At 65.5% G+C, this 22,993-nt stretch carries 25 protein-coding genes; 10 read left to right on the top strand and 15 right to left on the bottom strand.

Annotated elements, in window-relative coordinates:
- Nucleotide 1 precedes the first annotated feature (1 nt).
- Complete coding sequence (locus L1080_RS02665) at nucleotides 2-304, bottom strand: urease subunit gamma (protein WP_159925067.1); 303 nt, start codon at nucleotides 302-304, stop codon at nucleotides 2-4.
- A gap of 141 nt (nucleotides 305-445) precedes the next feature.
- On the bottom strand, nucleotides 446-1,339 hold the full coding sequence (locus L1080_RS02660; RefSeq protein ID WP_250771692.1) for a YdcF family protein: 894 nt from the start codon (nucleotides 1,337-1,339) through the stop codon (nucleotides 446-448).
- 174 nt (nucleotides 1,340-1,513) lie between these two features.
- On the opposite strand from L1080_RS02660, the gene L1080_RS02655 reads away from it, so the two are divergent.
- Entirely contained in the window at nucleotides 1,514-2,482 is a 969-nt protein-coding gene (locus L1080_RS02655) for a helix-turn-helix transcriptional regulator (RefSeq protein WP_250771696.1), read from the top strand.
- A 105-nt stretch (nucleotides 2,483-2,587) separates the two neighbouring features.
- Nucleotides 2,588-3,016, top strand: coding sequence for a hypothetical protein (locus tag L1080_RS02650; RefSeq protein ID WP_250771699.1), 429 nt, complete (start codon nucleotides 2,588-2,590; stop codon nucleotides 3,014-3,016).
- 87 nt (nucleotides 3,017-3,103) lie between these two features.
- Here the strand turns inward: L1080_RS02650 and L1080_RS02645 are convergent, their stop codons facing one another.
- From L1080_RS02645 to L1080_RS02630, 4 genes are all read right to left on the bottom strand, one after another.
- Nucleotides 3,104-3,307: a cold-shock protein gene (locus L1080_RS02645; RefSeq protein ID WP_109332503.1), complete on the bottom strand. Its 204-nt coding sequence runs from the start codon at nucleotides 3,305-3,307 to the stop codon at nucleotides 3,104-3,106.
- A gap of 317 nt (nucleotides 3,308-3,624) precedes the next feature.
- A complete protein-coding gene (gene rsmA, locus L1080_RS02640) occupies nucleotides 3,625-4,530 on the bottom strand; it encodes a 16S rRNA (adenine(1518)-N(6)/adenine(1519)-N(6))-dimethyltransferase RsmA (RefSeq protein WP_159925059.1) in 906 nt (301 codons plus the stop codon).
- A gap of 10 nt (nucleotides 4,531-4,540) precedes the next feature.
- Nucleotides 4,541-5,668, bottom strand: a complete 1,128-nt coding sequence (locus L1080_RS02635) for a resuscitation-promoting factor (protein WP_250771702.1) — start codon at nucleotides 5,666-5,668, stop codon at nucleotides 4,541-4,543.
- 27 nt (nucleotides 5,669-5,695) lie between these two features.
- Complete coding sequence (locus L1080_RS02630; protein ID WP_159925055.1) at nucleotides 5,696-6,811, bottom strand: resuscitation-promoting factor; 1,116 nt, start codon at nucleotides 6,809-6,811, stop codon at nucleotides 5,696-5,698.
- Nucleotides 6,812-7,049: 238 nt separating this feature from the next.
- Here L1080_RS02630 and L1080_RS02625 point away from each other — a divergent pair, with 238 nt between their 5' ends.
- Both L1080_RS02625 and L1080_RS02620 read left to right on the top strand, forming a co-directional pair.
- The gene (locus tag L1080_RS02625) at nucleotides 7,050-8,543 is read left to right on the top strand and encodes an amino acid ABC transporter substrate-binding protein/permease (RefSeq protein ID WP_374433965.1); all 1,494 of its coding nucleotides are present in this window, start codon (nucleotides 7,050-7,052) and stop codon (nucleotides 8,541-8,543) included.
- Nucleotides 8,540-9,304: an amino acid ABC transporter ATP-binding protein gene (locus L1080_RS02620; RefSeq protein WP_250771709.1), complete on the top strand. Its 765-nt coding sequence runs from the start codon at nucleotides 8,540-8,542 to the stop codon at nucleotides 9,302-9,304. Before L1080_RS02625 ends, L1080_RS02620 begins: the two co-directional genes overlap by 4 nt.
- A 51-nt stretch (nucleotides 9,305-9,355) precedes the next feature.
- On the opposite strand, the gene L1080_RS02615 is transcribed toward L1080_RS02620, so the two are convergent.
- On the bottom strand, nucleotides 9,356-9,796 hold the full coding sequence (locus tag L1080_RS02615) for a DoxX family protein (protein ID WP_159925049.1): 441 nt from the start codon (nucleotides 9,794-9,796) through the stop codon (nucleotides 9,356-9,358).
- Nucleotides 9,797-9,931: 135 nt separating this feature from the next.
- Nucleotides 9,932-10,774, bottom strand: coding sequence for a TatD family hydrolase (locus L1080_RS02610; protein ID WP_250771712.1), 843 nt, complete (start codon nucleotides 10,772-10,774; stop codon nucleotides 9,932-9,934).
- Nucleotides 10,775-10,897: 123 nt separating this feature from the next.
- Between L1080_RS02610 and metG the strand changes: the two genes are divergently transcribed.
- Both metG and L1080_RS02600 read left to right on the top strand, forming a co-directional pair.
- Entirely contained in the window at nucleotides 10,898-12,457 is a 1,560-nt protein-coding gene (gene metG, locus L1080_RS02605; RefSeq protein ID WP_159925044.1) for a methionine--tRNA ligase, read from the top strand.
- A gap of 122 nt (nucleotides 12,458-12,579) precedes the next feature.
- Nucleotides 12,580-13,785 carry a DUF2786 domain-containing protein gene (locus L1080_RS02600; protein ID WP_250771716.1) on the top strand — a complete coding sequence of 402 codons (1,206 nt, stop codon included), beginning with the start codon at nucleotides 12,580-12,582 and terminating at the stop codon, nucleotides 13,783-13,785.
- 19 nt (nucleotides 13,786-13,804) lie between these two features.
- On the opposite strand, the gene rsmI is transcribed toward L1080_RS02600, so the two are convergent.
- Nucleotides 13,805-14,635 (bottom strand): 16S rRNA (cytidine(1402)-2'-O)-methyltransferase, encoded by an 831-nt coding sequence (gene rsmI, locus L1080_RS02595; RefSeq protein ID WP_250771719.1) that lies wholly within the window; start codon nucleotides 14,633-14,635, stop codon nucleotides 13,805-13,807.
- 29 nt (nucleotides 14,636-14,664) lie between these two features.
- On the opposite strand from rsmI, the gene L1080_RS02590 reads away from it, so the two are divergent.
- Entirely contained in the window at nucleotides 14,665-16,218 is a 1,554-nt protein-coding gene (locus L1080_RS02590; RefSeq protein WP_250772060.1) for a dolichyl-phosphate-mannose--protein mannosyltransferase, read from the top strand.
- Here L1080_RS02590 and L1080_RS02585 read toward each other — a convergent pair.
- The 4 genes from L1080_RS02585 to L1080_RS02570 form a co-directional block, all read right to left on the bottom strand.
- Entirely contained in the window at nucleotides 16,201-17,874 is a 1,674-nt protein-coding gene (locus L1080_RS02585) for a BCCT family transporter (RefSeq protein ID WP_250771722.1), read from the bottom strand. The genes L1080_RS02590 and L1080_RS02585 overlap by 18 nt on opposite strands.
- Before the next feature lie 85 nt (nucleotides 17,875-17,959).
- Nucleotides 17,960-18,391, bottom strand: coding sequence for a DoxX family protein (locus L1080_RS02580; RefSeq protein WP_159925036.1), 432 nt, complete (start codon nucleotides 18,389-18,391; stop codon nucleotides 17,960-17,962).
- A 47-nt stretch (nucleotides 18,392-18,438) separates the two neighbouring features.
- Nucleotides 18,439-18,813 carry a GntR family transcriptional regulator gene (locus L1080_RS02575; protein ID WP_159925034.1) on the bottom strand — a complete coding sequence of 125 codons (375 nt, stop codon included), beginning with the start codon at nucleotides 18,811-18,813 and terminating at the stop codon, nucleotides 18,439-18,441.
- 78 nt (nucleotides 18,814-18,891) lie between these two features.
- Nucleotides 18,892-19,575 (bottom strand): NAD(P)H-binding protein, encoded by a 684-nt coding sequence (locus L1080_RS02570; protein WP_213576866.1) that lies wholly within the window; start codon nucleotides 19,573-19,575, stop codon nucleotides 18,892-18,894.
- A 142-nt stretch (nucleotides 19,576-19,717) separates the two neighbouring features.
- Between L1080_RS02570 and arsC the strand changes: the two genes are divergently transcribed.
- Nucleotides 19,718-20,065, top strand: coding sequence for an arsenate reductase (glutaredoxin) (arsC, locus tag L1080_RS02565; RefSeq protein WP_374433972.1), 348 nt, complete (start codon nucleotides 19,718-19,720; stop codon nucleotides 20,063-20,065).
- Nucleotides 20,066-20,131: 66 nt separating this feature from the next.
- On the opposite strand, the gene arcA is transcribed toward arsC, so the two are convergent.
- Entirely contained in the window at nucleotides 20,132-21,349 is a 1,218-nt protein-coding gene (arcA, locus tag L1080_RS02560; protein WP_159925031.1) for an arginine deiminase, read from the bottom strand.
- A gap of 104 nt (nucleotides 21,350-21,453) precedes the next feature.
- Between arcA and L1080_RS02555 the strand changes: the two genes are divergently transcribed.
- Both L1080_RS02555 and soxR read left to right on the top strand, forming a co-directional pair.
- Nucleotides 21,454-21,975, top strand: a complete 522-nt coding sequence (locus tag L1080_RS02555; RefSeq protein WP_159925030.1) for a heme-binding beta-barrel domain-containing protein — start codon at nucleotides 21,454-21,456, stop codon at nucleotides 21,973-21,975.
- Between the two features lie 42 nt (nucleotides 21,976-22,017).
- Nucleotides 22,018-22,488 (top strand): redox-sensitive transcriptional activator SoxR, encoded by a 471-nt coding sequence (gene soxR / locus L1080_RS02550; RefSeq protein ID WP_109332532.1) that lies wholly within the window; start codon nucleotides 22,018-22,020, stop codon nucleotides 22,486-22,488.
- 8 nt (nucleotides 22,489-22,496) lie between these two features.
- Here soxR and L1080_RS02545 read toward each other — a convergent pair whose 3' ends face one another.
- A complete protein-coding gene (locus tag L1080_RS02545) occupies nucleotides 22,497-22,991 on the bottom strand; it encodes a DUF2505 domain-containing protein (protein ID WP_250771724.1) in 495 nt (164 codons plus the stop codon).
- Nucleotides 22,992-22,993 lie beyond the last annotated feature (2 nt).

Below are 22,993 nucleotides of genomic sequence, written 5' to 3'. Positions count from 1 at the left end.
CCTATGCAATCGGATCGTGGACGGTGACGAGCTTGGTGCCATCCGGAAAGGTCGCCTCGACCTGCACATCGTGCAGCATCTCGGGGACGCCTTCCATCACGTCCGACCGGGTGAGCACTTCACGCCCGGATACCATCAGCTCTGCCACCGAACGTCCGTCCCGCGCCCCCTCGAGGATGTGGTCGGTGATGATCGCGACGGCCTCCGGATGATTAAGAGTCAGGCCCCGCTGTTGCCGCCGGCGCGCGAGTTCGGCGGCGTAGCTCAGAAGCAGACGCTCCTGCTCATGGGGCGACAAGCGCATGTGTCCTCCTGCGGTCGGTGCGTCGCAATACTGCCACGATCTGCAGTGTGGCACCTCCCACGCCTGCGCCGACTATCGTTCTCGTGGCAGAAACACCGATGACACGAAATCGTCACAGCACTGCCCTATCGTGCCGCACACCTAGTAACCGGCGGGGATGCCGAACACCCGGATCGCATCTCGGTACATGCCGAGTTGCTGGTCCTTGGTCAAGGGCGCGACTTCGGCGATCAGCTGCCCCGCACTGGTAACGGCGCTCATCGCGCCGACCACCGGAAGCCCGGCAACGTTGAAATCGACCGTTGCCCTGCGGATGTGGTTGGCCGACGTCACGATGATCGCGCCACCCGCACCGAGCGAGCGCGCCAGCGGAACCGAGTTCAGCGCGTTGGCTACCGTCGATCCGGCACGGTGCTCTGCGTGAATCCGCTGGGGTGCAACACCGTTGGCTTGCAGCCATCCCTGCATGGCGGCTGCCTCGGTGATGCCGTTCTGTGGGTTGCCGCCGGTGACGATGATGGGCGAGAACGGCGACACGAACGACTGGATCACCGTGGCCTGTAGCCGGTTGATCAACTCCGAGCGCATGCTGCCGTCGGGCAGCAGTCCGTAACCGAGAACGATGATGGCGGTGGACGGGCCTTGGATTGCCGGAAGCGGGTTCGGTGGCGTGAACGACGCAGTCCTGACGGCGTCGAGCAGGCCGTGCACGCCGGCCCGCATGCCTGCATCCATCGCGCCCAGTCGTGCGAGCGCGGCCTCGCGGGTGATCAGGTCGGAGGCGGCATCGGCATAGATCGCTTGCAAAGCCACCGCATTCGGGTCCCCCGGGTCCTGGGCGACGGCTCCGCCGATGTCGGCGAGCGCACCTCGGGCGTCCCCGTCAGCAAATTTTCCCTGGGCACTGTTGAAGAGATCCGCCGCCGAGGCCGAAGCCGTCGCGGTGGGTGAGACGAGGAGGACGAACGTGAAGAGGGTGGACAGAAGAGCGGCCAACACCGCTCTGGCCGGATACGGCCGGACATGCGTGTGCATTCTCAACGAGGACCTTTCCGTCGGATTTTTCACTACAAGACTCGTGCGATGGTCCGTGGAGCGTCGGCGGCCAGTGTAGTGGCCCGCCCGGTGGCCCTGCCCGGTTTCGTACCCGGCGGTTTGCTTCACAAATCAGGACAGAACCCGTCCGCAATCGGTGGCATTCTTGTCGTCATGCGAGAAACTTCGGCGCGACTCCTCCGGATGCTCTCACTCCTGCAGACCCGCAAGGAGTGGTCGGGAGCCGAACTGGCCGATCGACTCGGGATCACACCGCGCACCGTTCGCCGGGACGTCGACAAGCTTCGCGACCTCGGTTATCCGGTCGACGCGACCGTCGGCGTCGGCGGCGGATATCAGCTCGGTGCCGGCGCCGAGATGCCGCCTCTGCTACTCGACGACGAGGAGGTTCTGGCGGTGGCACTGGGACTCCAGTCCGGCTCCACCGGTTCGGTGGTGGGCATCGGCGAGGCGTCGATGCGCGCCCTCGCCAAGCTCCGGCAGGTGATGCCGTCGCGGCTTCGGCACCGCCTCGAGACGTTGCAGGTCGACGTGGTGCACCGAGAACCCGCACGGAGCGCCGTCGACGCCCAGGTGCTTTCCGACGTCGCATCTGTGTGCCACAACCACGAGCGGCTCCGCTTCGACTACAACACCCACGACGGCACCGCGAGTCGCCGCGAGGTGGAGCCCTATCGACTCGTTCGGTCCGGGGTCCGCTGGTATCTGGTGGCATGGGATCTCACGCGCGCCGACTGGCGTTCGTTCCGGGTGGATCGGATGACGCCGAAGATTCCGACAGGACCCCGCTTCACGCCGCGTGAGCTCCCACCGGGCGGCGCCGCCGACTTCGTCGCCCGCGGGATCACCCGCGCCGTCACCCGGGTACGCGCGCGAGTGCTGTTGCACGCTCCGATCGGTGAGATCGCACCCATGGTGCACGAAGACTGGGGCACTCTCGAGGAACTGCCGGACGGCCGCTGCGCGGTGGCGCTCGGCGGCGACTCCCTGGCGTCGATAGCTCAGTGGCTCAGCGCTTTCGGTACCGATTTCACCGTCCTCGATCCCCCTGAGCTGCGGGAAGAGTGCCGACGGGTGGGCGAGCGCCATCGCCTCTTCGCCGACCGCTACGGTAACGCCTGACCAAGACGCCGTGCGGTGGTCACCGTGTCCCGGATAACGACGGAGCGACACGGTCGTTGTTCGGCGTCCGAGCAGCGACGAGACGAAAGGTCGGGGTTGTCGGGGATGCAGCACACGATTGTCGAGGAGGGGCGCGCTCGCGCGCCGTCAGGGCCCGAAAACAGCGCGAAAGTGCTTGTGGGGGCCCATGTGGCGCTCGGCGCCGCAACTGTCGTCACCATGCTGTTCTCGCTCGCGTTCCTCTGCACACTCGACAACGGAAACGATCCGTGGACCTGGCCGGCACGGTACTCGTCGGCGTGGTATGTCTGCGCGGCGATTCTCGCCTCGACGGTGTGGGCACTTCTCGTCACCGGTGTGCTGATCTTTCGGCCGGCACGCCGACGCGCACTGGGCACCGCAACCTTCCTCGTCGCTTTGACCCTCGGTATCTGCGCCGTCGTCGGTCTCTTCGGCCCGAACTCTGCGCTTCAGCTCTGGCTGGTGTGCGCGATCAATCTCGCGTATCAGGCTGCGCATCTACGTTCGGCGTGAGATGAAAACGAGGCAAGGCCCCACTCCTGCGGAGTGGGGCCTTGCTCGAACGTCATGTCCCGGCGAACCGGGAAGTCATAGCCGTTCTCAGACCAGGGTGACGCCGGTGGCCTGCGGGCCCTTGTTGCCCTGGCCGATCTCGAACGAAACACGCTGGTTCTCCTCGAGCGTGCGGAAGCCGCCGCTCTGGATCTCCGAGTAATGGACGAACACGTCAGCGCTGCCATCCTCGGGGGCGATGAAGCCGAACCCCTTCTCGGAGTTGAACCACTTCACGATGCCCTCTGCCATGTAAATCTCCTCTAACACAGTTTCTTCTTCAGGTAACCGGCTCGGTTACCAGGGTCATCTGACACGACCGCTTATGACAATTCCTGTGGAGGACGTCCAAACGCTCGCAACCATCGATTTGCGAGCGTGGGAAACACAAACACAAAACTTACGACCTCCAATAGTGAACCACACCCGCGCCCGCTTGTCTCCCCCAACCCCGGAATTTGGGTCGATCAGCGCCCACCTGATGGGATTCGGCACCTCGTGCCGGCGCTCGCCTCGGCCCGAGATACTCACTTCGCTGCCGGCATCCTCCGCAGGATGCGGAACCGCGGCTACGGACGGGTGGCAGCAAGACGCACGAATGCCGCAGCGTCGAGCCTCTCCCCGCGCGTGGACGGCTCGATTCCTGCCTCGACGAGCCTGCGCTCCGCTTCGGCCGGCGATCCGGCCCAACCACTGAGCGCCGCTCGTAAAGTCTTGCGACGCTGCGCAAATGCCGCATCGATCACGGCAAACACTCGTCGCCGGTGCTCGTCGTCGATCGGCCACGGAGGTTCTGCGTAACGATCGATCCGCACCAATCCCGACTCCACCTTGGGAACAGGCCAGAAGACCGCTTTGCCCACGGACCCCGCACGGCGGACCGAACCGAAGAAGTTGGCCTTCACGCTCGGCACTCCGTAGGTCTTGCTGCCGGGCGGTGCCGCCAGGCGGTCCGCCACCTCGGCCTGCACCATCACCAGAGCCGTTCGCAGACTGGGCAATTCCGCAAACAGGTGCAGCAGCACCGGCACGGCCACGTTGTACGGCAGGTTGGCGACGAGCGCGGTGGGTTCACCGGGGATCTCGGACGGCTGGACGCGCATCGCATCCGCCCCGACCACGGTCAACCGGTCCGCGAGCCCCGGAGCGCGGGCGGCGACCGTGACCGGCAGCCGGGCGGCGAGGTTGGGATCGATCTCGACCGCAATCACCTTGTCCACCACGTCGAGTAGCGCCAGGGTGAGCGACCCGAGACCGGGCCCGACCTCGAGAACGATGTCGCTGCTCCCCACGCCGGCGGTGGCCACGATACGACGAACGGTGTTGGCGTCGTGAACGAAGTTCTGCCCCAGCTGCTTCGTGGGGCGCACACCGAATTCCTCGGCTAGCGAACGCACTTCGGCGGGGCCGAGCAGAGCAGCCTGCCCTCGGGGAGACTGGCCTCGTTCGACATGGGGTGATTCGGCGTCGGACACCAGGGGAACTTTAACGGACTCCGAGCCTGCCCGAACACGTCGGCCATGCTCCCCAGCCCTGGGTCTGCTGCGTTCGGGACGCGATGGCGATCTGCTCCTCGCGGGTGGCGAGATCGGCCCGCGGTGCGTACCTGAGACCGCCCTGACGCTCCCAGGTGTTCTGGTCGAACTGAACGCCGCCGAAGAAGCCGTTGCCCGTGTTGATGGCCCAGTTCCCGGTGGCTTCACACTGTGCGAGCGCATCCCAGACGGCGCCGTTCTCGACGGGAGGCACCTCCGTGCCCGGTTTCGCGCCGACTCTGATCACCTTGGGCTGCGCGGGCGTGGTGACCGTGGCCGCCACCTGGTTGCGGCCTACTTCCTTGCCGTTGACCGTGTTGACCGCAAAGGTGACGTCCTGCACACCCGGCACGCCGGGGTTCTCCACCACGGTGCGGCTCATGTTCATCGTGGGGTCTTCGATCCGCTGCTCCGGCGGCGCCAACGGCAGGGTCTCGACCTTCGTCTCGACTCGGTCGCGGGTGACCGTGACGCCCATACCCTCCGCCAACGGCGTGTCCGCGGGAGGCACGACCCTATCGGACTGTTCGAGAGGCGCACCGTGCGCGGTGAGGAAATCCCCGACCGTCGGTGCCGCCAACCGCACATCCGTCACTGGCAGAGCGCCGTCGGTCAGCCTGACCACCATCGGGTTGAGCACCTCCAGCGCAGCGCCGTCGAGGGGCAGACGCTGCGAACGCGACGCGGACACGTGCACGTCCTCGGCGAGTTCCAACTGCTTCAACGCGTCCTCGACGGTGAGCGCCGTGGTCCACACGGTCTTGGGCTGGCCGTCCACGGTCAGGGACACCTCACGTGCGCGGCGCAGAACCACCGTGTCACCGTCCGACAGGGTCGCGTCCCGTTCGGGTGCCACCACGTCGCGCTCGTCGAGCGAGTACCCGGCGTCGGACAGCGCGGCATCGACACTCGTGCTCATGGTGCTCAGCGAGACCTTCTCACCGTCCACGTCGAGTGTGACGGTCTTGTGCCGGACCACGGCCATCACTCCGCCGGCGATCAGTGTGGCGAGAAGCAGCGCGACCACGGTGTACAGCAGCGGCGAGCGGGCCGAGTTGATCTTGGCGAAGGGCGACATCGTGTTCCTTTACTCGAGCCGAGCGGGTCAGCGGAGTCCGAGCTTGCTGGTGCAGGCGGGCCATGCACCCCAGCCCTGCGTCGCCTGGACCTTTTCGGCGACGGAGATCTGCTGCTCGCGCGACGCGAGGTCGGCGCGTGGGGCGTAGGCGGTGCCACCGAACGCTTCCCAGGTGCTCTGCGTGAACTGGAGTCCGCCGTAGAAGCCGTTCCCGGTGTTGATGGCCCAGTTGCCGGTGGCCTCGCAGTGCGCAATGGAGTCCCAGGTCGACGCGTTGGAGATGGCGATCTCCTTCACTCCGACGCGGACGACGGCGGGCGCCGGTTCGCGCAGGATCTCCGACTTCAGTTCCTGGCGGCCTGCCTCGACCCCGTTGACGGTCTTCACTGCGGCCGTCACGGTGCGCTCACCGGGAACGCCCGGGTTCTCGACGACGGTCTTGCCCTTGTCGAGCGCGGGATCGTCCACGCGGTTCTCGGGGGGCGCGATCGGCAGGGTCTCGGTGCGGGTCTCGGTGCGGTCGCGGGTCACGCGGATCTCGGCGCCGTCGACGAGGGGGCTGTCGGCGGGAGGCACGACGGTGTCGGCCTGCTCGAGTGGCGCACCTTTTGCCGCCAGTAGTGCGCCCACGGTGGGGGCGGCGAGGCGGACCTCGGCGATCGGCGCCCCGCCGTCGGCAACCTTGACGAGCTTGGGCTCGACGACGTCCAGCTCGGCACCTTCGAGCGGAAGGCGCTGCGAACGCGACGCCGAGACGTGCACGTCGTCGGCCAGTTCGAACTGCTTCAGGGCGTCGTCCACGGTGAGCGCCGTGGTCCACACCTTCTTCGGCTCTCCGTCGACGGTGAGCGTGACCTCACGGGCGCGCCGCAACACGACGGTGTCACCTTCGGAGATCGAGGCGCCGGCAGCAGGCGCGACAGCGTCACGCTCGTTGAGGGTGTACCCGGCGTCGTCGAGGGCCCCGCTCACATCGGTAGCCATGGTGCCGAGCGACATGCTCTCGCCGTCGACGTCGATCGTGACGGTCTTGTGCCGGGCTACGGCCAGGGCGCCACCGACGACGAGGGTCGCAAGCAGTGCGGCGACCACCACGTAGAGAAAGGGCGATTTGGCGTTGTTAAGTCTGGCGAGTACTGACACATCAAGTCCCAAAGGCTGGCGAAAGTTTGATCACGGTACGGTAACGAATCGGCCTTGCTATGGCAACTTTGCAGCCTGTACCTGCTACCTAGATCACAAAAAGATTGAGATCGGACATGGTTTTCGACTGGAACGCGAAAACTCGTCGAATTCGGGCCACCCGCGGTGACGCAGTATCTTGCGTCTGCACCAATAGCCCGGAAGCGACCGGGCACCTGTCATAGAAAGCTGGGGTTCCGTGCACAGCAGATCCGATCGACTTCTGAGACACGTCAGACGTCCGAGAGTGCCCGCGGTGATCGCCGCGCTGACGCTGCTCGTCACACTCGTCGCGCCAGGCCTCGCGGGCGCGCAACAGCCCGATCCGAACGGCGGGCAACAGCCCGCCCCGGGCAACAACTACATCATCGCCACCGATATCACGTTCGCGCCGTTCGAGTTCCAGGACGAGTCCGGCAAGCTCGTCGGCATCGACATGGATCTGCTCGCGGCTATCGCCGAAGACCAGGGATTCGACTACACCGTCAACGCGGTCGGATTCGACGCCGCACTACAGGCGGTCACGGGCGGGCAGGCCAACGGAATGATCGCCGGGATGTCGATCACCGACGCCCGCAAGGCCACATTCGACTTCTCCGACCCGTACTTCGAGTCGGGCGTCCAGATGGGCGTGCTCGAGGACGACGACTCGATCACCTCGTATGAGGATCTGCGCGGCAAGTCGGTCGCAGTCAAGAACGGCACCGAGGGTGCCACCTACGCGGAGTCCATCAAGAATCAGTTCGGCTTCACCACCAAGTACTTCGCCGACTCGTCGAGCATGTTCGACGAGGTGCGCACCGGTAACTCGGCCGCCGTGTTCGAGGACTACCCCGTACTGGCCTACGGCATCAAGCAGGGCAATGGATTCAAGACCGTCACCGACAAGGTTCCGGGCGCAAGTTACGGCTTCGCCGTGGCCAAGGGCCAGAACGCGCAGCTGCTGCAGCAGTTCAACGCCGGGCTCGCCAACCTGAAGGCCAGCGGCCAGTACGACGAGATCCTCGCCCGGTACCTCGACACCGACGCGAGCACAGACGACAATTCCATTCTCGGATTGATCAAGAGCACCTACCCGCTGTTGCTCGAGGGACTGTGGCTCACGATCGTCCTCACCGTGGTCTCGATCGCGATCGCTCTCATGCTGGGCGCGATCTTCGGCCTGTTCCGGGTGTCGACCAACATCGTGCTGCGCGGAATCGGCACCACCTACGTCGACGTCTTCCGCGGAACGCCGTTGCTGGTGCAGGCCTTCTTCATCTACTTCGGCATTCCGGCGGCACTCGACTTCCAGATGTCGGCGTTCACCGCCGGCATCATCACCCTGAGTCTCAACGCGGGCGCCTACATGGCGGAGATCGTGCGCGGCGGCATCCTGTCGGTCGACAAGGGCCAGATGGAAGCGTCGCGAAGCCTCGGAATCAGTTATCTGAAGTCGATGCAGAAGGTGGTGATGCCGCAGGCCGTGCGCACCATGATCCCGTCGTACATCAATCAGTTCGTGATCACCCTGAAAGATACGTCGATCCTGTCCGTGATCGGGCTGGCCGAGCTCACGCAGACCGGGCGCATCATCATCGCCCGCAACTACCAGTCCTTCAACATGTGGCTGATCATCGGCGTCATGTACTTCATCATCATCATGGCGTTGACCAAGCTGTCGAATCGCCTCGAGAAGAGGATCAATCGATGACCGAATCGAACCCGACCCCGACGGCCACCACCGAGCCGAAGATTCGCGTGCGCGGTCTGAAGAAGTCGTTCGGTGACAACGAGGTACTCAAAGGCATCGACGTCGAGGTTCAGAGCGGCGAAGTGGTCTGCGTGATCGGCCCGTCCGGCTCCGGCAAGAGCACCTTCCTGCGCTGCCTCAATCGGCTCGAGGACATCACCGGCGGCAGCGTTGTCGTCGACAACTTCGACGTGAGCGACAAGAAGATCGACATCGACCGGGTGCGTCAGCACATCGGCATGGTGTTCCAGCACTTCAATCTGTTTCCGCACATGACGGCAATAGAGAACGTGATGCTGGGACCCGTCCAGACAAAGCGGGCAACCAAGGAGGAAGCACGGGCAACGGCGGTCCGCCTGCTCGATCAGGTCGGGCTCGCCGAGAAGGCGGACGCCAAGCCCGCGAGCCTGTCCGGCGGGCAGAAGCAGCGGGTCGCGATTGCGCGCGCTCTCGCCATGAACCCGGACATCATGCTGTTCGACGAGGCCACCAGCGCCCTCGACCCGGAGATGGTCGGGGAGGTGCTGCAGGTGCTGCGCGACCTCGCGAAGGGTGGCATGACCATGGTGGTGGTGACGCACGAGATGGGCTTCGCCCGGGAGGTCGCGGATCGGGTGATCTTCATGGCGGACGGTTACGTGGTGGAGGAGGGCACACCCGAGCAGATCTTCGGGAGTCCCCGTGAGGCCCGTACCCAGGACTTCTTGAACAAGGTCCTCTGACACGAAAGTGGCAGAGGACGCCCGAGGCGTCCTCTGCCACTTCCAGCGAGGTCAGACGCGCGCGGTGTCCTTCGCCGCCCAGGGCAGCTTGGCACCGAGGAGCCCGTCGACGCCGTACGCGCCGGACCCGACCACTGCAAGAAGCAGAGAGCTGACGCCGAGGGCGAGGACCAGTTCGTATCCGCCCTCACTGGCGAAAATGCCCTTGTCGATGTGCGCGATGAAGAACGCGCCCACCATGTCGAGGAACAGCAGGATGCCGAAGATCGGCACCGCCGCGCCGACGATCAGTGCGAGACCGCCGATGATCTCGAGCCAGGTGACCACGAACGCCGAGATACCGGGGAGTGGGACACCCATGCTTTCGAATCCGGCCGTCTGCTTGTCCAGCCCATTGGTGAAGGCCTTCTGCCAGCCGTGAGCGAGGAAGATGATTCCGATGCCCACCCGAGCGATGAGAATTCCGAGATTGCGAACTGCGGGGTTGTTCATGACCGTGCCTTTCATCGAGGCGTCCCCGCGGATCGGGACGACCGTTACGTGACGGCCATCAGCCTAGAATGTCTTAGTTGAAACTTCAACCTAGGGCCTGCGGCCCTGTGAGCGGTTAACGAGTCCAGGGACTCGTCAACCACTCACGGGCCGGAGGCCGTAGACCCGCTCGGCGGTGACCGTCGACGCCCGTGCCAGCGCTTCCGGCTCCTCACCGCGAACCTCTGCCAAAGCACGCACCGTGTAGGGCAGGCAATACGGCTCGTTGGGCGCGCCGCGGAACGGGTGCGGGGTGAGGAACGGGGCGTCCGTCTCCACGATGAGCTGGTCGGCGGGCACGAGGAGAGCCGCCTCTCGCAACGCCTTCGCGTTCTTGAAGCTGACGGTGCCCGAGAAACTGAGCACGTACCCCGCGTCGATGCACTCACGCGCCATGGCTGCATCCGACGAGAAGCAATGGAACACCACGGTGTCGGGCGCCCCCTCCGCGCGCAGCACGTCCAGTAGCGCCTGATCTGCGTCCCTGTTGTGGATCATCAGCGTTTTTCCGAGCCGTTTCGCCAGGTCGATGTGCCATCGGAAACCCTCTTCCTGCTCCGGCACGGTGGCGCAGCCGTCGAGCTTCCCGGGCCAGTAGAAGTCGAAGCCCGTCTCCCCGACCGCCACCACCCGCGGATCGCCGGCCAATCGCTCGATCTCGGCCTTCGTGCCATCGTCGAGGACGTTTGCCCTCGTCGGATGAATGGCGACGGCCGCATACACCCGCGCATCCCAGTTGGCCGCATCGACGGCGAACCGTGCGGCATCCAGGTCGTCGGCCACGGTGACCACTCGCTCCACACCGACAGCGGCGGCCCGGTCCACGATCTTCCGGACACTCGCCGCATCCGAGGCTCCGCACGCGTCGAGATGAGTGTGAGCGTCGACGAGCGGAAACAGTGGCTGGGGCGCTTCGGGTGCAGGACGGTCTTTGCTCATGCGCACATTGTCGACGGCGACACCGCTCGAACGCCAACGCCCTCGTCTCACGGCCGGTCGAAGCGGCGTTTACACCAATCTGCGCGTCGCGGAACCGCGGGGCGCAGATAGAGTGGTCGCACCATGAATGCTGCTGACTCCACCGCTTCGCGGCCACCTTTCTATCTGACGACGGCGATCGCGTACCCCAACGGCGTCCCGCACATCGGTCACGCGTACGAGTACATCTCCTCGGACGCGCTGGCACGGTTCAAGCGCCTCGACGGGTTCGACGTCTTCTTCCTGACCGGAACCGACGAGCACGGCCTGAAGATGCAGCAGACGGCGATCAAGGAAGGTATCGACGTCCGCGAGCTCGCCGCCAGGAACTCCGACGTGTTCGAGGCTCTCGACAAGACCTTGAACATCTCGTACGACCGGTTCATCCGGACAACGGACACCGATCACGAAGAAGCCAGCAAGGCGATCTGGCAGAAGATGCTCGAGCGAGGTGACATCTACCTCGACACCTACTCGGGCTGGTACTCGGTGCGCGACGAGGCCTTCTACACCGAGGCCGAGACGACACTTCAGGAGGACGGCTCGCGGTTGTCCACCGAGACCGGGACGCCGGTCGAATGGACGGAGGAGTCGACCTACTTCTTCAAGCTGTCCGAGTACCAGGACAAGCTGCTGCGGTTGTACGAGGAGAACCCGGACTTCATCGCGCCGGCGACACGTCGCAACGAGATCGTGAGCTTCGTCAAGGGCGGCCTGAAGGACCTGTCGATCTCACGCACCACCTTCGACTGGGGTGTCCCGGTTCCCGGCCACCCCGAGCACGTCATGTACGTGTGGGTGGACGCCCTCACCAACTACCTCACCGGTGCGGGCTACCCCGACACGGAGTCGGAGCAGTTCGGCAAGTTCTGGCCCGCGAATCTCCACATCATCGGCAAGGACATCACCCGGTTCCACACCGTGTACTGGCCGGCATTCCTCATGTCGGCGGGAATCGAGTTGCCGAAGCGGGTCTTCGTGCACGGGTTCCTCTACAACAAGGGCGAGAAGATGTCGAAGTCGGTCGGCAACGTCGTCGACCCGGTCGCCATGGTCGAGCAGTACGGACTCGACGCCGTCCGTTTCTTCCTGCTGCGGGAGATCTCGTACGGGCAGGACGGCAGCTACAGCCACGAGGCCATCGTCACGCGCATCAACGCCGACCTGGCCAACGAGCTGGGCAACCTGGCGCAGCGCTCGCTGTCGATGGTGGCCAAGAACTGTGACGCCCAGGTTCCGGTGCCGGGTGAGCTGACCGACGAGGATTCGGCCATGCTCGCCTCGGCGGACGCCCTGCTGGCCAAGTGCCGTGCCGAATACGACGTTCAGGCGTTGCATCTCGCGCTGGAGGCGATCTGGTCGGTTCTCGGTGAGACCAACCGGTACTTCTCGAAGCAGGAACCGTGGGTGCTGCGCAAGACGGACCCCGAGCGGATGGCCACCGTGCTGTACGTGACGCTCGAGGTGGTGCGCATCGTCGGAATTCTGGTGCAACCGGTGATGCCGAATGCGGCGGAAAAGATTTTGGACCTGCTGGGCCAGAAAGCGGAGGCCCGCCAGTTCACCGACCTCGCCACCCGCATCGTTGCGGGCACGCCACTGCCCGCACCGTCGGGCGTTTTCCCTCGTTACGTGGACGAGTGAGCCGTGCAGGGCCCGAGTTGTCGGACCCTGCATGCACACTCTCCCCCATGACGGCGAATAGAACATACATTCGATCTCTACATGGCGGATTCGGCAGTAGTGGATCCGGAACGGGAGCGCGCGTGTTCGACGACGAAGTGAGCCCGCCGGCGGCGGCCGCCGTCCACACCCTTCTGGGAGAGTTGTCGGCCGCGTACGAGCGCGGCTGGCAACCTGCCGACGTCCTCCATCTGGCGCGGAGATCGAAGGAGCCGGCCGACGCGCCGCTCGCGGCAGCACTCGTCCTGCACGAGGCGGAGCGGACCCGCGCCCAGGATCGGGCGCCCCACGACTGGCTCGATCAACTCCGTACCATCGCCGAGCAGTACCCCGCGGCTTCGGATCTGGCGCAGCGCATTTCGGATCGAGTCGGTGATGCGATGGACGACATGTCCGACGACGCGGGCGTGCGCGCCCTGGCTGCGGGGTTGCTCTTCGAGGACCCTTACCACTCGGTCTACCAGTTGACCGACCTCTCCTTGGCCTGGACCGATCTGCCCGGGTGGACCGTCCTTACTCCCCCGCCGTCCACCTGGCCCCGCGTTCGGGTCGAGGTCACCGGGTCGGTCGCGAGCGGGAACACCGAGGCCGACGCCAAGGTACTCAACAGGATTCGGGGACTGCTCGCCAAGGCAGAGGCCACCGACTTCGCCGAGGAAGCCGAAATTTTCACCGCGAAGGCCCAGGAGTTGATGACCCGCTATGCCATCAATGCCGCCCTCCTCCACACCCAGAACGGCTCGGGAAACACCGCTGTCCACAGTCGCCGGATCCATCTCGAAAATCCGTACGTCAAGGAGAAGGTGCACCTGCTCACCGAGATCGGTGACTCCAACCGGGTGCGGACGGTGTGGTTCAGTTCGCTGGCCATCGCCACAGTGGTGGGAACACCACTCGACCTGCAACAGGTCGACATGCTCTTCACTTCACTGCTGGTGCAGGCCACGCGGGCAATGCAATTCGCTGATGCGCAGAGTCGCAGCGGGTCCCGCACCACGTCGTTTCGTAAAGGTTTCCTCGCAGGGTTCGCGAGTCGGATCGGTCAGCGGTTACGCGACGCCGACAGTAGGGCGACAGTCGAGGCCGCGGACGAGGCGTCGATCCCGGTCGACGACCTCCTGCCGATTCTCGCCACGAAATCCGAAGCTGTCGACGCGGAGTTCGACCGCCTGTTTCCGCGTACTCGCAAAGCCCGCGGAAGGGCGGTGGACGCGCACGGTTGGTACGCCGGGCAGGCGGCCGCCGACGATGCCACCCTCGCACCCGGCGAGCGGGCACTTCGGCGGTAGTGCCACCGTCGGGGTGGCCCTACTCCTTGCGCGAAGCCAGGACGGTTTCGTACAACTCGCGTTTCGACACGCCCGGGGTCGCAACCAACGCGCAGGCGTCCTTCAGCCGGGTGCCGTCGGCAACGAGTCGTTCCACCTCGTCGACGAGGTCTGCGGGATCGGAGGCCACGATGGCGGCCCCTTCCACGACCACGGTGATCTCGCCGCGCACCCCCTCGGCCGACCATTCGGCGAGTTCCGAGAGGGTGCCGCGGCGTACCTCCTCGTAAGTCTTGGTCAGTTCGCGGCAGACGGCGGCTCGCCGGGTGCCGCCGAGAACCTCGACGGCGTCGGTGAGACAGTCGGCAAGTCGGTGCGGTGCCTCGAAGAACACGCACGCCCGCGGCTCGTTCACCAACTCCCGCAACCACGTCTTGCGCTGGCCCTGTTTGCGGGGCGGGAAGCCGTCGAAACAGAAGCGCTCCACCGGGAGCCCGGAGAGGGCCAGTGCCGTCGTCACCGCCGACGGTCCCGGCAGGCAGGTCACCGCCAGGTCCTCGGCGACACACGCCGACACCAGCCGGTATCCGGGGTCACTCACCGAGGGCATCCCCGCGTCGGTCACGAGGAGCACCGTCTTACCCGCCGCAACATCGGCGACGAGCGCAGGCAGTCGTGCCACCTCCACCTGGTCGTAGAAACTGACCACCTTTCCCGTGATGGTCACGTCGAGCGCCGAAGCCAGAGCCTTGGTGCGACGGGTGTCCTCGGCGGCGACGACGTCGGCGGTTTCCAGCGCCGTACGCAGCCGGGGCGAGGCGTCACCCACGTCCCCCATCGGCGTTGCGGCGAGCACGAGGCGACCAGTCATGACCCACAGCCTACGATTGCCGCGTGACGATGTTGACGGACGAGCGACCGACGCCCTCCGCACGACACTCGGCGGTGGTCAGCCCGGCACCCCTCACCCCTCCCCGCAGCTTCGGTCCCGTGGACCGTGCCCGCGGCTGGGTGGTGACCCTGTTCGTCACGGCGATCGCGGCGATCACCCGGTTCACCATGCTGGGATACCCCACGGACGCGGGCACACCCGTGTTCGACGAGAAGCATTACGCGCCACAGGGCTGGCAGGTTCTCACCGGCGGCTGGATAGAAGACAACCCCGGGTATGGCCTGGTGGTGCATCCGCCAATCGGGAAACAACTGATCGCGATGGGCGAGGCGATCTTCGGCTACAACGGCTGGGGGTGGCGGTTTGCGTCGGCGGTGGCGGGCACGATCCTGGTGCTGCTCGTCATTCGCATCGTCAGGCGACTGAGCCGGTCCACACTCCTCGGCGGTCTCGCGGGCATCCTGCTCGTCGCGGACGGTGTCACCTTCGTGTCCTCCCGCCTCGGCATGCTCGACATCTTCCTGGCCCTGTTTGCCGTTGCCGCCCTCGGTTGCCTCGTCGTGGACCGCGACCAGGTCCGCGAGCGAATGGCCCGCGTGTACGACGAAGGGCGGATCGGCGACAGCGAGTGGGGGCCGCGTCTGGGTGTCCGGTGGTGGCGTTTCGGTGCCGGAATCATGTTGGGCCTGGCGTGCGGAACCAAGTGGTCGGGCGTCTACTTCATCGTCTTCTTCGGGTTGCTCAGCGTGTTGTTCGATGTGGCGGCCCGACGGACCTACGGAGTGCAGCGGCCCTGGTTCGGCGCCGCTCTCCGCGACGTCGGCCCTGCACTGTATGCGCTCGTCGTCGTCCCGCTGTTCGTCTATCTCGGCAGTTATTGGGCATGGTTCGCGAGCGAGACCGGGGTCGATCGGCACGCAGTGGGCAACGAGATCGGAACCGGTGGAACCTGGTCGTTCCTCCCGTCCGCGCTGCGGTCGCTGTGGTATTACAGCGGCAACGTCCTCCAATTCCACGAAGGTCTCACCAACTCCGCGGGCAACCATCACCCGTGGGAGTCGAAACCGTGGACGTGGCCGATGGGTCTTCGCCCGATGCTCTACTACTTCGCCGAGGGCGGCCACGTGTCCGGATGCAGCGCGTCCAGCTGCGTCAAGGCGGTCATGCTCGTCGGCACGCCCGCGATGTGGTGGCTCGCGGGGCCGATGCTCGCCTGGGCGCTGTGGCAAGCAGTGGTGCGCAAGGACTGGCGATATGCCACCGTGCTCACCGGCTACGGCGCCGCATTCCTCCCGTGGCTCACCACCCTCGACCGCCAGATGTACTACTTCTACGCAGTCGCCCTTGCGCCGTTCATGGTGATGGGTATCGCCCTCGTCCTCGGCGACATCCTCGGCAGGGCCACGTCGTCCTACGAACGACGCGGCACCGGTCTCCTCGCCGTCTGCCTCTACGTGGGACTGGTGGTGGCCAACTTCATCTGGCTGTGGCCCATCCTCACCGGTTTGCCGATCACACCCGAGATGTGGCAAAACCAGCTCTGGCTACCCAGCTGGCGCTGAACCGGAACCCCCGCGTCGGTTCTTCACGGAACTGGGCGAGCGGCGTCGCTTCGCCACCGCTTTCCGGAGTTCCCGCCGCATCTCCCTGGCGTCGACCACGATCGGGTCGCGCGAGAGATCCTTGTACAGCGACACGCACAGACCGATCATCACGATCACGAACGGTGCGGCCGCGATGATCGTCATCGTCTGCAGTCCGTCGAGGGCGGTATCACCACCGGTCCACAGGATCAGGGCAGCCACCCCACCGGTCAGCGAACCCCAGAAAACGACCACCCAGCGCTGCGGATCGAGCGAACCGCGCTGCGAGAGGGTACCCATCACCATCGATGCGGCATCCGCGCCGGACACGAAGAAGATGGCGACGAGCACCATCACCAGAACGGTGGTGATGCCGGTGAGCGGCAGGTGGTCGAGCATCCCGAACAGCTGCCCTTCCTGGGTGTCCTGCCCGGCGAGGTCGATACCGTCGCGCTGCTCACCGATACCCGCGCCGCCGAAGATGGCGAACCAGACGAGGCTGACCACACTCGGAACCAGAATGACTCCGAAAACGAACTGGCGAATGGTCCGGCCGCGGCTGATGCGTGCCAGGAACATGCCGACGAACGGGGTCCACGAAATCCACCACGCCCAGTAGAAGATGGTCCACGACGACAACCACTCACCGGTCGAGGGATCGGAGGACGCCCCGGTTCGCGCCGACATCTGCGCCAGTTCGGCAGCGTAGGCACCGATCGTCGTCGGCAGCAGGTTCAGGATCAGGACCGTCGGACCCACCACGAACACGAACAGCGCCAGCACGACGGCAAGCACCATGTTGGTGTTGGACAGCCACTGGATACCCTTCGCGACACCCGACACTGCGGAGGCGACGAACGCCAAAGTCAGCAGTGCGACAATCGCGACGAGCAGGAAGGTGCTCACCTCCGACATCCACCCGACGACCTGAAAACCGGAGCCGATCTGAAGGGCCCCCAGACCCAGCGAGGCAGCGGTACCGAACAGTGTCGCGAAGATCGCGAGCACATCGATGAACTTGCCGATCGGACCTTCCGCGCGCCGACCGAGCAGAGGTATGAACGCCGAGCTGAACAGCTGCTTGCGACCCTTGCGGTACGAACCGTACGCGATCGACAGGCCGACCACGGCGTACATCGCCCAGGGGTGCAGGCTCCAATGAAACATGGTGGTAGCCATCGCGGTTCCGATTCCACCGTCGCTGCCGGGGGGCGGCGTGACATAGTGCGCGAGCGGCTCGGCGACACCGAAGAACATCAGCCCGATACCCATGCCCGCGCTGAACATCATCGCGATCCAGCTGACCGTCCGAAACTCCGGCTTCTCGCCGTCCTTGCCGAGCGGAATGTGACCGAACCGGCTGAATGCGAGCCACAACGAGAAGAGCACGAAACCGGACGCCGACAGAACGAACAGCCATCCGAGATCGGTGACCAACCACGAAAGGGCCTTACCGGTGGTCGAATCGAGATTGTCGGGGGCCGCGAGACCCCACACGACGATCAGCGCCACCGCCGCGGCAGCGACGGAAAACACGACGTAGTCGGTGCGAACACCGATCCGCTTCAGCCCACCGGATGCAAGCACATTCGGAGACTCGGATGGGTGATCCGGCAGATCAGTATTCATTGCCATGAACAACTACGTTGGTCACTGACGGAAGTAAATGCAAGCTGGGGTGCGCGCCGACCCCTGAACGAGAGCCGGCGTGCGCGTGCAGTCACACCGCGGCTTTGCCCCATCCCGAACCCCGTCCGATCAGGCCGTCGATACCGAGGCGCCCGGCGCCGATGACGGCGAGAAGCAGCGAGCCCACACCTAATGCCACCACGAGTTCGTAACCGCCCTCCGAAACGAAGACACCCTTGTCGGCGTGCACGAGGATCAGCGCACCGAGCATGTCGAGGAACAGAAGAAATCCGGCCACCGGTGTGGCCAATCCCACGATGAGCGCGAATCCGCCCGCAAGTTCGATCGTCGCTGCCGCTATCGCCGAGATGTCGGGAAGTGGTACTCCCATGTCGGCGAACGACTCCTGCGTCGCGTTCACCCCGTATTCGAAGAACTTCTGCCAGCCGTGCGCGACGAAAACGACGCCCAGACCGATGCGTGCGATCAGGATCGCGAGGTCACGGAACAGTGCGGAGGCCATACCGAGTGTTCCCCTTTCTGGAATCGCTTCTTCTGGATGAAGCCAGCTCAACCGGCGCCGCGGAGAGCCGACTGCACGAAGTCGAGGATTTCGTCGTCGGAGACGCCCAGCTTGCGCAGTTCCTGCACATATCGGGTGGCCGCCTTCTCGGCACCGACACGGATCGGGTCGCCACCGCCTGCGATGAAGGTGCCCTGCTTGCCCCGGCTTTCGATCACACCCTGCTCACCGAGTTCGCGGTACGCCTTCGCAACGGTATTCGGGGCCAGCCCTACCTCGACGGCCAGAGCGCGGACTGTCGGGATCTTCGTGCCGGCGATCAGCCGACCGGTGCGCACCTGCTCGATGATCTGTAGCCGCAACTGGTCGAACGGGGCGGTCGACGAATCCGGATCGATGTCGATGTGCACGGCCGCCGCCACCTCCGTTGTTCCAGGCGTTGTATCAGACCGTAGTAGGGAGGGCACGGCGCCGCAATGGCTGGCGGCGAACGCCACCGGTCACAGCGCCGCGACAGCGTCCTCGACCGGGGTCGGCCCGGACGTCAGCATGAGGGTCTTCCTCGCAGTACTCGGATCGTCGAGAAGCGCCACAACCACGGCCGCGACATCGGCACGCGGCACGGTGCCACGTTCGAGCGGTGGGGCGGCGAGGGTGACGTGCCCCGTCGGTTCGTCGTCGGTCAACCCACCGGGCCGCAGGATCGTCCAGTCCAGGTAGGTGCGCGCCCGTAGATCTTCTTCGGCCGAGGTCTTGGCGACGAGGTAGGCGGCGAACACGTCGTCGGTGCCCTCCGGGATCGGCTCACCGGCACCGAACGAGCTGACCTGAACGAACCGGCGTACCCCGGCCTTCTCGGCGGCTTCGGCGAGCAGCACCGCGGCGCCGCGGTCGACGGTGTCCTTGCGCTCCGCTCCGCTGCCCGGGCCGGCGCCGGCCGCGAACACGGCAGCGTCCGCGCCGAGCAGAACCTTCGCGACGTCGTCGACCGTCGAGTTTTCGAGGTCGATGACCACCGGCTCGGCGCCCAGCGCTGCCACGGCGTGTTCGTGATCCGGATTGCGGATCAGGGCCACCGCGCGGTCTCCTCTCGCGGTCAGCAGCTTGGTCAGGTGGCGGGCGATCTTCCCGTGCCCACCCGCGATGACGATGCGGCGTGGTGTGCTGTTCGAGTGCTCGGCCATGGTCGATCTCCCTCTGTCGTCGACTGATCCACGTATGCGACTGTTCCACTGACGCACAGTGTTTATTGACGCACTGTATTTATTGATGCACAGTGCAGCGCACGGTACCGGCTCATTTGTTCCCGGGTGCAGAATGTTCTGCATGGCGAACACCGCGACGATCTACCACAACCAACGCTGCAACACCTCCCGCACCGTCCTGGGACTGATCCGGGACGCCGGCATTGAACCCACCGTCGTGAAGTACCTCGAGACGCCGCCCACACGGGACGGTTTGCGCAAGCTGCTCGACGACGCCGGGCTGAAGCCGAGCGAGGCGATCAGGAAGAAGGAAGCGATCTACAAGGAGTTGTCGCTGGCTCAGGCGTCGGAGGACGAACTGCTCGATGCCATGACAGAGCATCCCATCCTCATCGAGCGTCCGATCGTCGTGACGGACAAGGGCACTGTCCTGGCTCGCCCGGCCACGAAGGTCACCGAGATCCTGTAGGCGCTGCGCGCCCGTGAGCCTTTCTGGTTGCTGGGACTACCAAAAAGGCGCACGGGCCCGGAGGGCCTACAGCGGGTCGCGGGACACGGGACAGGACATGCAGCGCGGCCCACCGCGGCCCGACCCCAGTTCGGAGCCGGCGATCCGCAGCACCTCGATGCCCGACGCTTCGAGGCGGGCGTTGGTCTCGGCGTTGCGCTCGTAGGCGACGACGACGCCGGGGGCGAGCGCGAGGGTGTTGTTTCCGTCGTCCCACTGTTCGCGTTCTGCGGTGACGTTGTCGAGTCCGGTATCGATGACCCGCAACTTCCCGATGCCCATGGCGTCGGCGGCAGCAAACAGGAAGGGGTCGGCCCCCCGGATGGACACGCCCTTGTCCTCGCGGTGAATGGTGAACGCCGACAACGTGTCCTGGATGACGGGGTACATCACGACCGCGTCGTGGTCCACCATGGTGCAGACGGTGTCGAGATGCATCGACGCCCTCGACTGCGCGATCGGCACCACCAGTACCGTATGGGCGAGCTCGTCCTCGAATACGCTGCGCGCGAGTGCCTCCGCACCGGCCGGGGTGGTGCGCTCCCCGACCCCCACGGCGACGACACCGGGCGCGAGCAGCAGGACGTCGCCGCCTTCGACGGGGGCGGTGTGTGATTCGTAGGCGCGCCGGGCGCCACGGAACCGCGGGTGGTGCGCGTAGATGATGTCAGTGAGCGACGTTTCCCGCACACGCGCCGGTAACGCCAGCGAGGTGATGGCCACCCGCGGACCGATCCAGACCGACGAGTCCCGGGTGAACAGCAGATTGGGCAGCGGGTCGATGACGAAGTCGCCGCCGTGATGCATGCGCCGGACCAGCGACGCACTGCTCGCCGCGACCGGTAGTTCGTCGAAGGTCATGCCCGCGGTGAGAATGGTGGACAGGTCCTGGGCCGGCACACCGCGCAGGTGGGCGGCCAGTTCCTGGGCGAGTGTATGCCCGAGCTTGCGGGGATCCACCGCAGCACCGATCCCTTGCATGCGCGCCGCACCACTGGCGGCGAGGGTTTCGGTGAGCAGTTCGGACAACAGCAGTACCTCGACACCGCGGCTGCGCAGCACGTCGGCGAACGCATCGTGTTCTTCCTGCGCGCGGTCGACCCAGGGCAGCCCGTCGAAGAGCAGTTGGTCGTTGTTGCGGGGTGTGAGCCGCTTCAGTTCGTCGCCGGGCCGGTGTAGAAGGACGGCACGAAGCTGCCCCACTTCGGAGTTCGCTCCCAACGGCGCAGAACCGGACGCGTTCATGCCTAGACGGTAATGCGGCCGGGCCCCGTAGGCACGTCAAACACTCCGCCGCCGAACACGTCACAGCGTGCCGGAGCGAGTAGCGTGAGACGGCGGAGGTACTCATGGAGGAAGAGTCGAGGCGATCAACTGCGACGGCCGGTCCACCGGTTTCGGCGACCGCTGCCGGACCGGCTGTGCCACCTGCCTTGGCCCCGTTCGCGGGACGGTGGGTGGGAGCCGGCGAAGGTGCCTATCCCACGATCGACGACTTCGGCTACACCGAGGAGATCGAGTTCACGGCGAGCGGTAAGCCGTTCCTTGCGTATCGGTCCCGGACGTGGGCGGCCGACGACGGGCGTCCGTTGCATTCCGAGTCCGGTTTCCTGCGGCTCGTCGCCGAGGACGAGGCAGAACTTCTCCTTGCCCAGCCCACCGGTTTCGTCGAGATTCATCGGGGCCAGGTTCGAGAGGGCACCATCGAGTTGTCGATGTTGTCGCTGTGCGCGTCTCCGGATGCGAAGCCGGTGCACAGTGTGCGGAGGAAACTGTCGGTGCGCGGTGGCGACCTCACGTACGACCTGTGGATGGCGCACGGTCCCACTCCACTCACCCACCACCTGCACGGTCACCTCCACCTCGACTGACCTCGAGTATTGTTCGGGTATTCCTGGTGAAAGGTGCCCGATGTGGAGATGCCCGAATGGAAGGCCAAGGAGCTCACACCCGGCCAGCTGTCGGAGCGCAGCGGTGTGGCCGTGTCCGCTCTGCACTTCTACGAGCGTGAAGGCCTCATCAGTAGTCGCCGCACCAGCGGCAACCAGCGGCGGTACCGTCGGGACACGCTCCGGCGGGTCGCGTTCATTCGCATCGCCCAGCGGGTGGGAATACCCCTCGCCGAGATCCGGGACGCCCTTGCCACTCTGCCGGAGGGCCGGACGCCGACCCGCAAGGACTGGGAGAGGTTATCGACGCGGTGGCATGCAGACCTGGATCAGCGAATCGAGCAACTGGTCCGCCTACGCGACAACCTGACGGGGTGCATCGGGTGCGGATGCCTCTCGCTGGGCAGTTGCGCGATCGTCAATAGTCACGATCGACTCGGTACTGCAGGGCCCGGGGCGCGGACGCTCGACGTCGAGCTGAACACCTGCCCCTAGGGACGTGGTCAGCTGTCGCCGAGCCACTTCTCGACGGCATCGCGGTCCTGACCCACCATGTCGCGGACGAGCTTTTTGATGAGTGATTCGATCTGACCACCAACCAGGGGGATCTTCACCTCGACCGACCCGATGAGCTCCAACACCGAGCCTTCCCCCGACGCACGGAGCACCGAGGCACACTCGATGCGGACCGGAATGCCGGTGGAACTGCCGCGAATCCGTCCGTCGGCCCGGTTGCCGTCGAGAGGTCCCCATTCGTCGGCGCGTTCGACCTTCAGCTCGCCCGAGACCACTTTGCGGACCAGCCCGGGAAGCGAAGAGGCACTGATGCTGTCGCGCATCGTCGCCGTCAGGGTTCCGGGCCCGCCACTCTCGTCCAGGGTCAGCTTCTCGGGTGCCTCTTCGAACCGGTGCCGCCAGAACACCGGGTCGGTCAGCGTCGCGTGGACGCGGTCCACGGGGTACCCGATGTCTTCCGAATATTCGAAGCGTTTCGCCATGA

This window comes from Rhodococcus sp. MSC1_016, from assembly GCF_023667485.2.
In the GTDB taxonomy this organism is placed as follows: domain Bacteria; phylum Actinomycetota; class Actinomycetes; order Mycobacteriales; family Mycobacteriaceae; genus Rhodococcus_F; species Rhodococcus_F oxybenzonivorans.
This window is presented reverse-complemented; position numbering and strand designations above follow the sequence as displayed.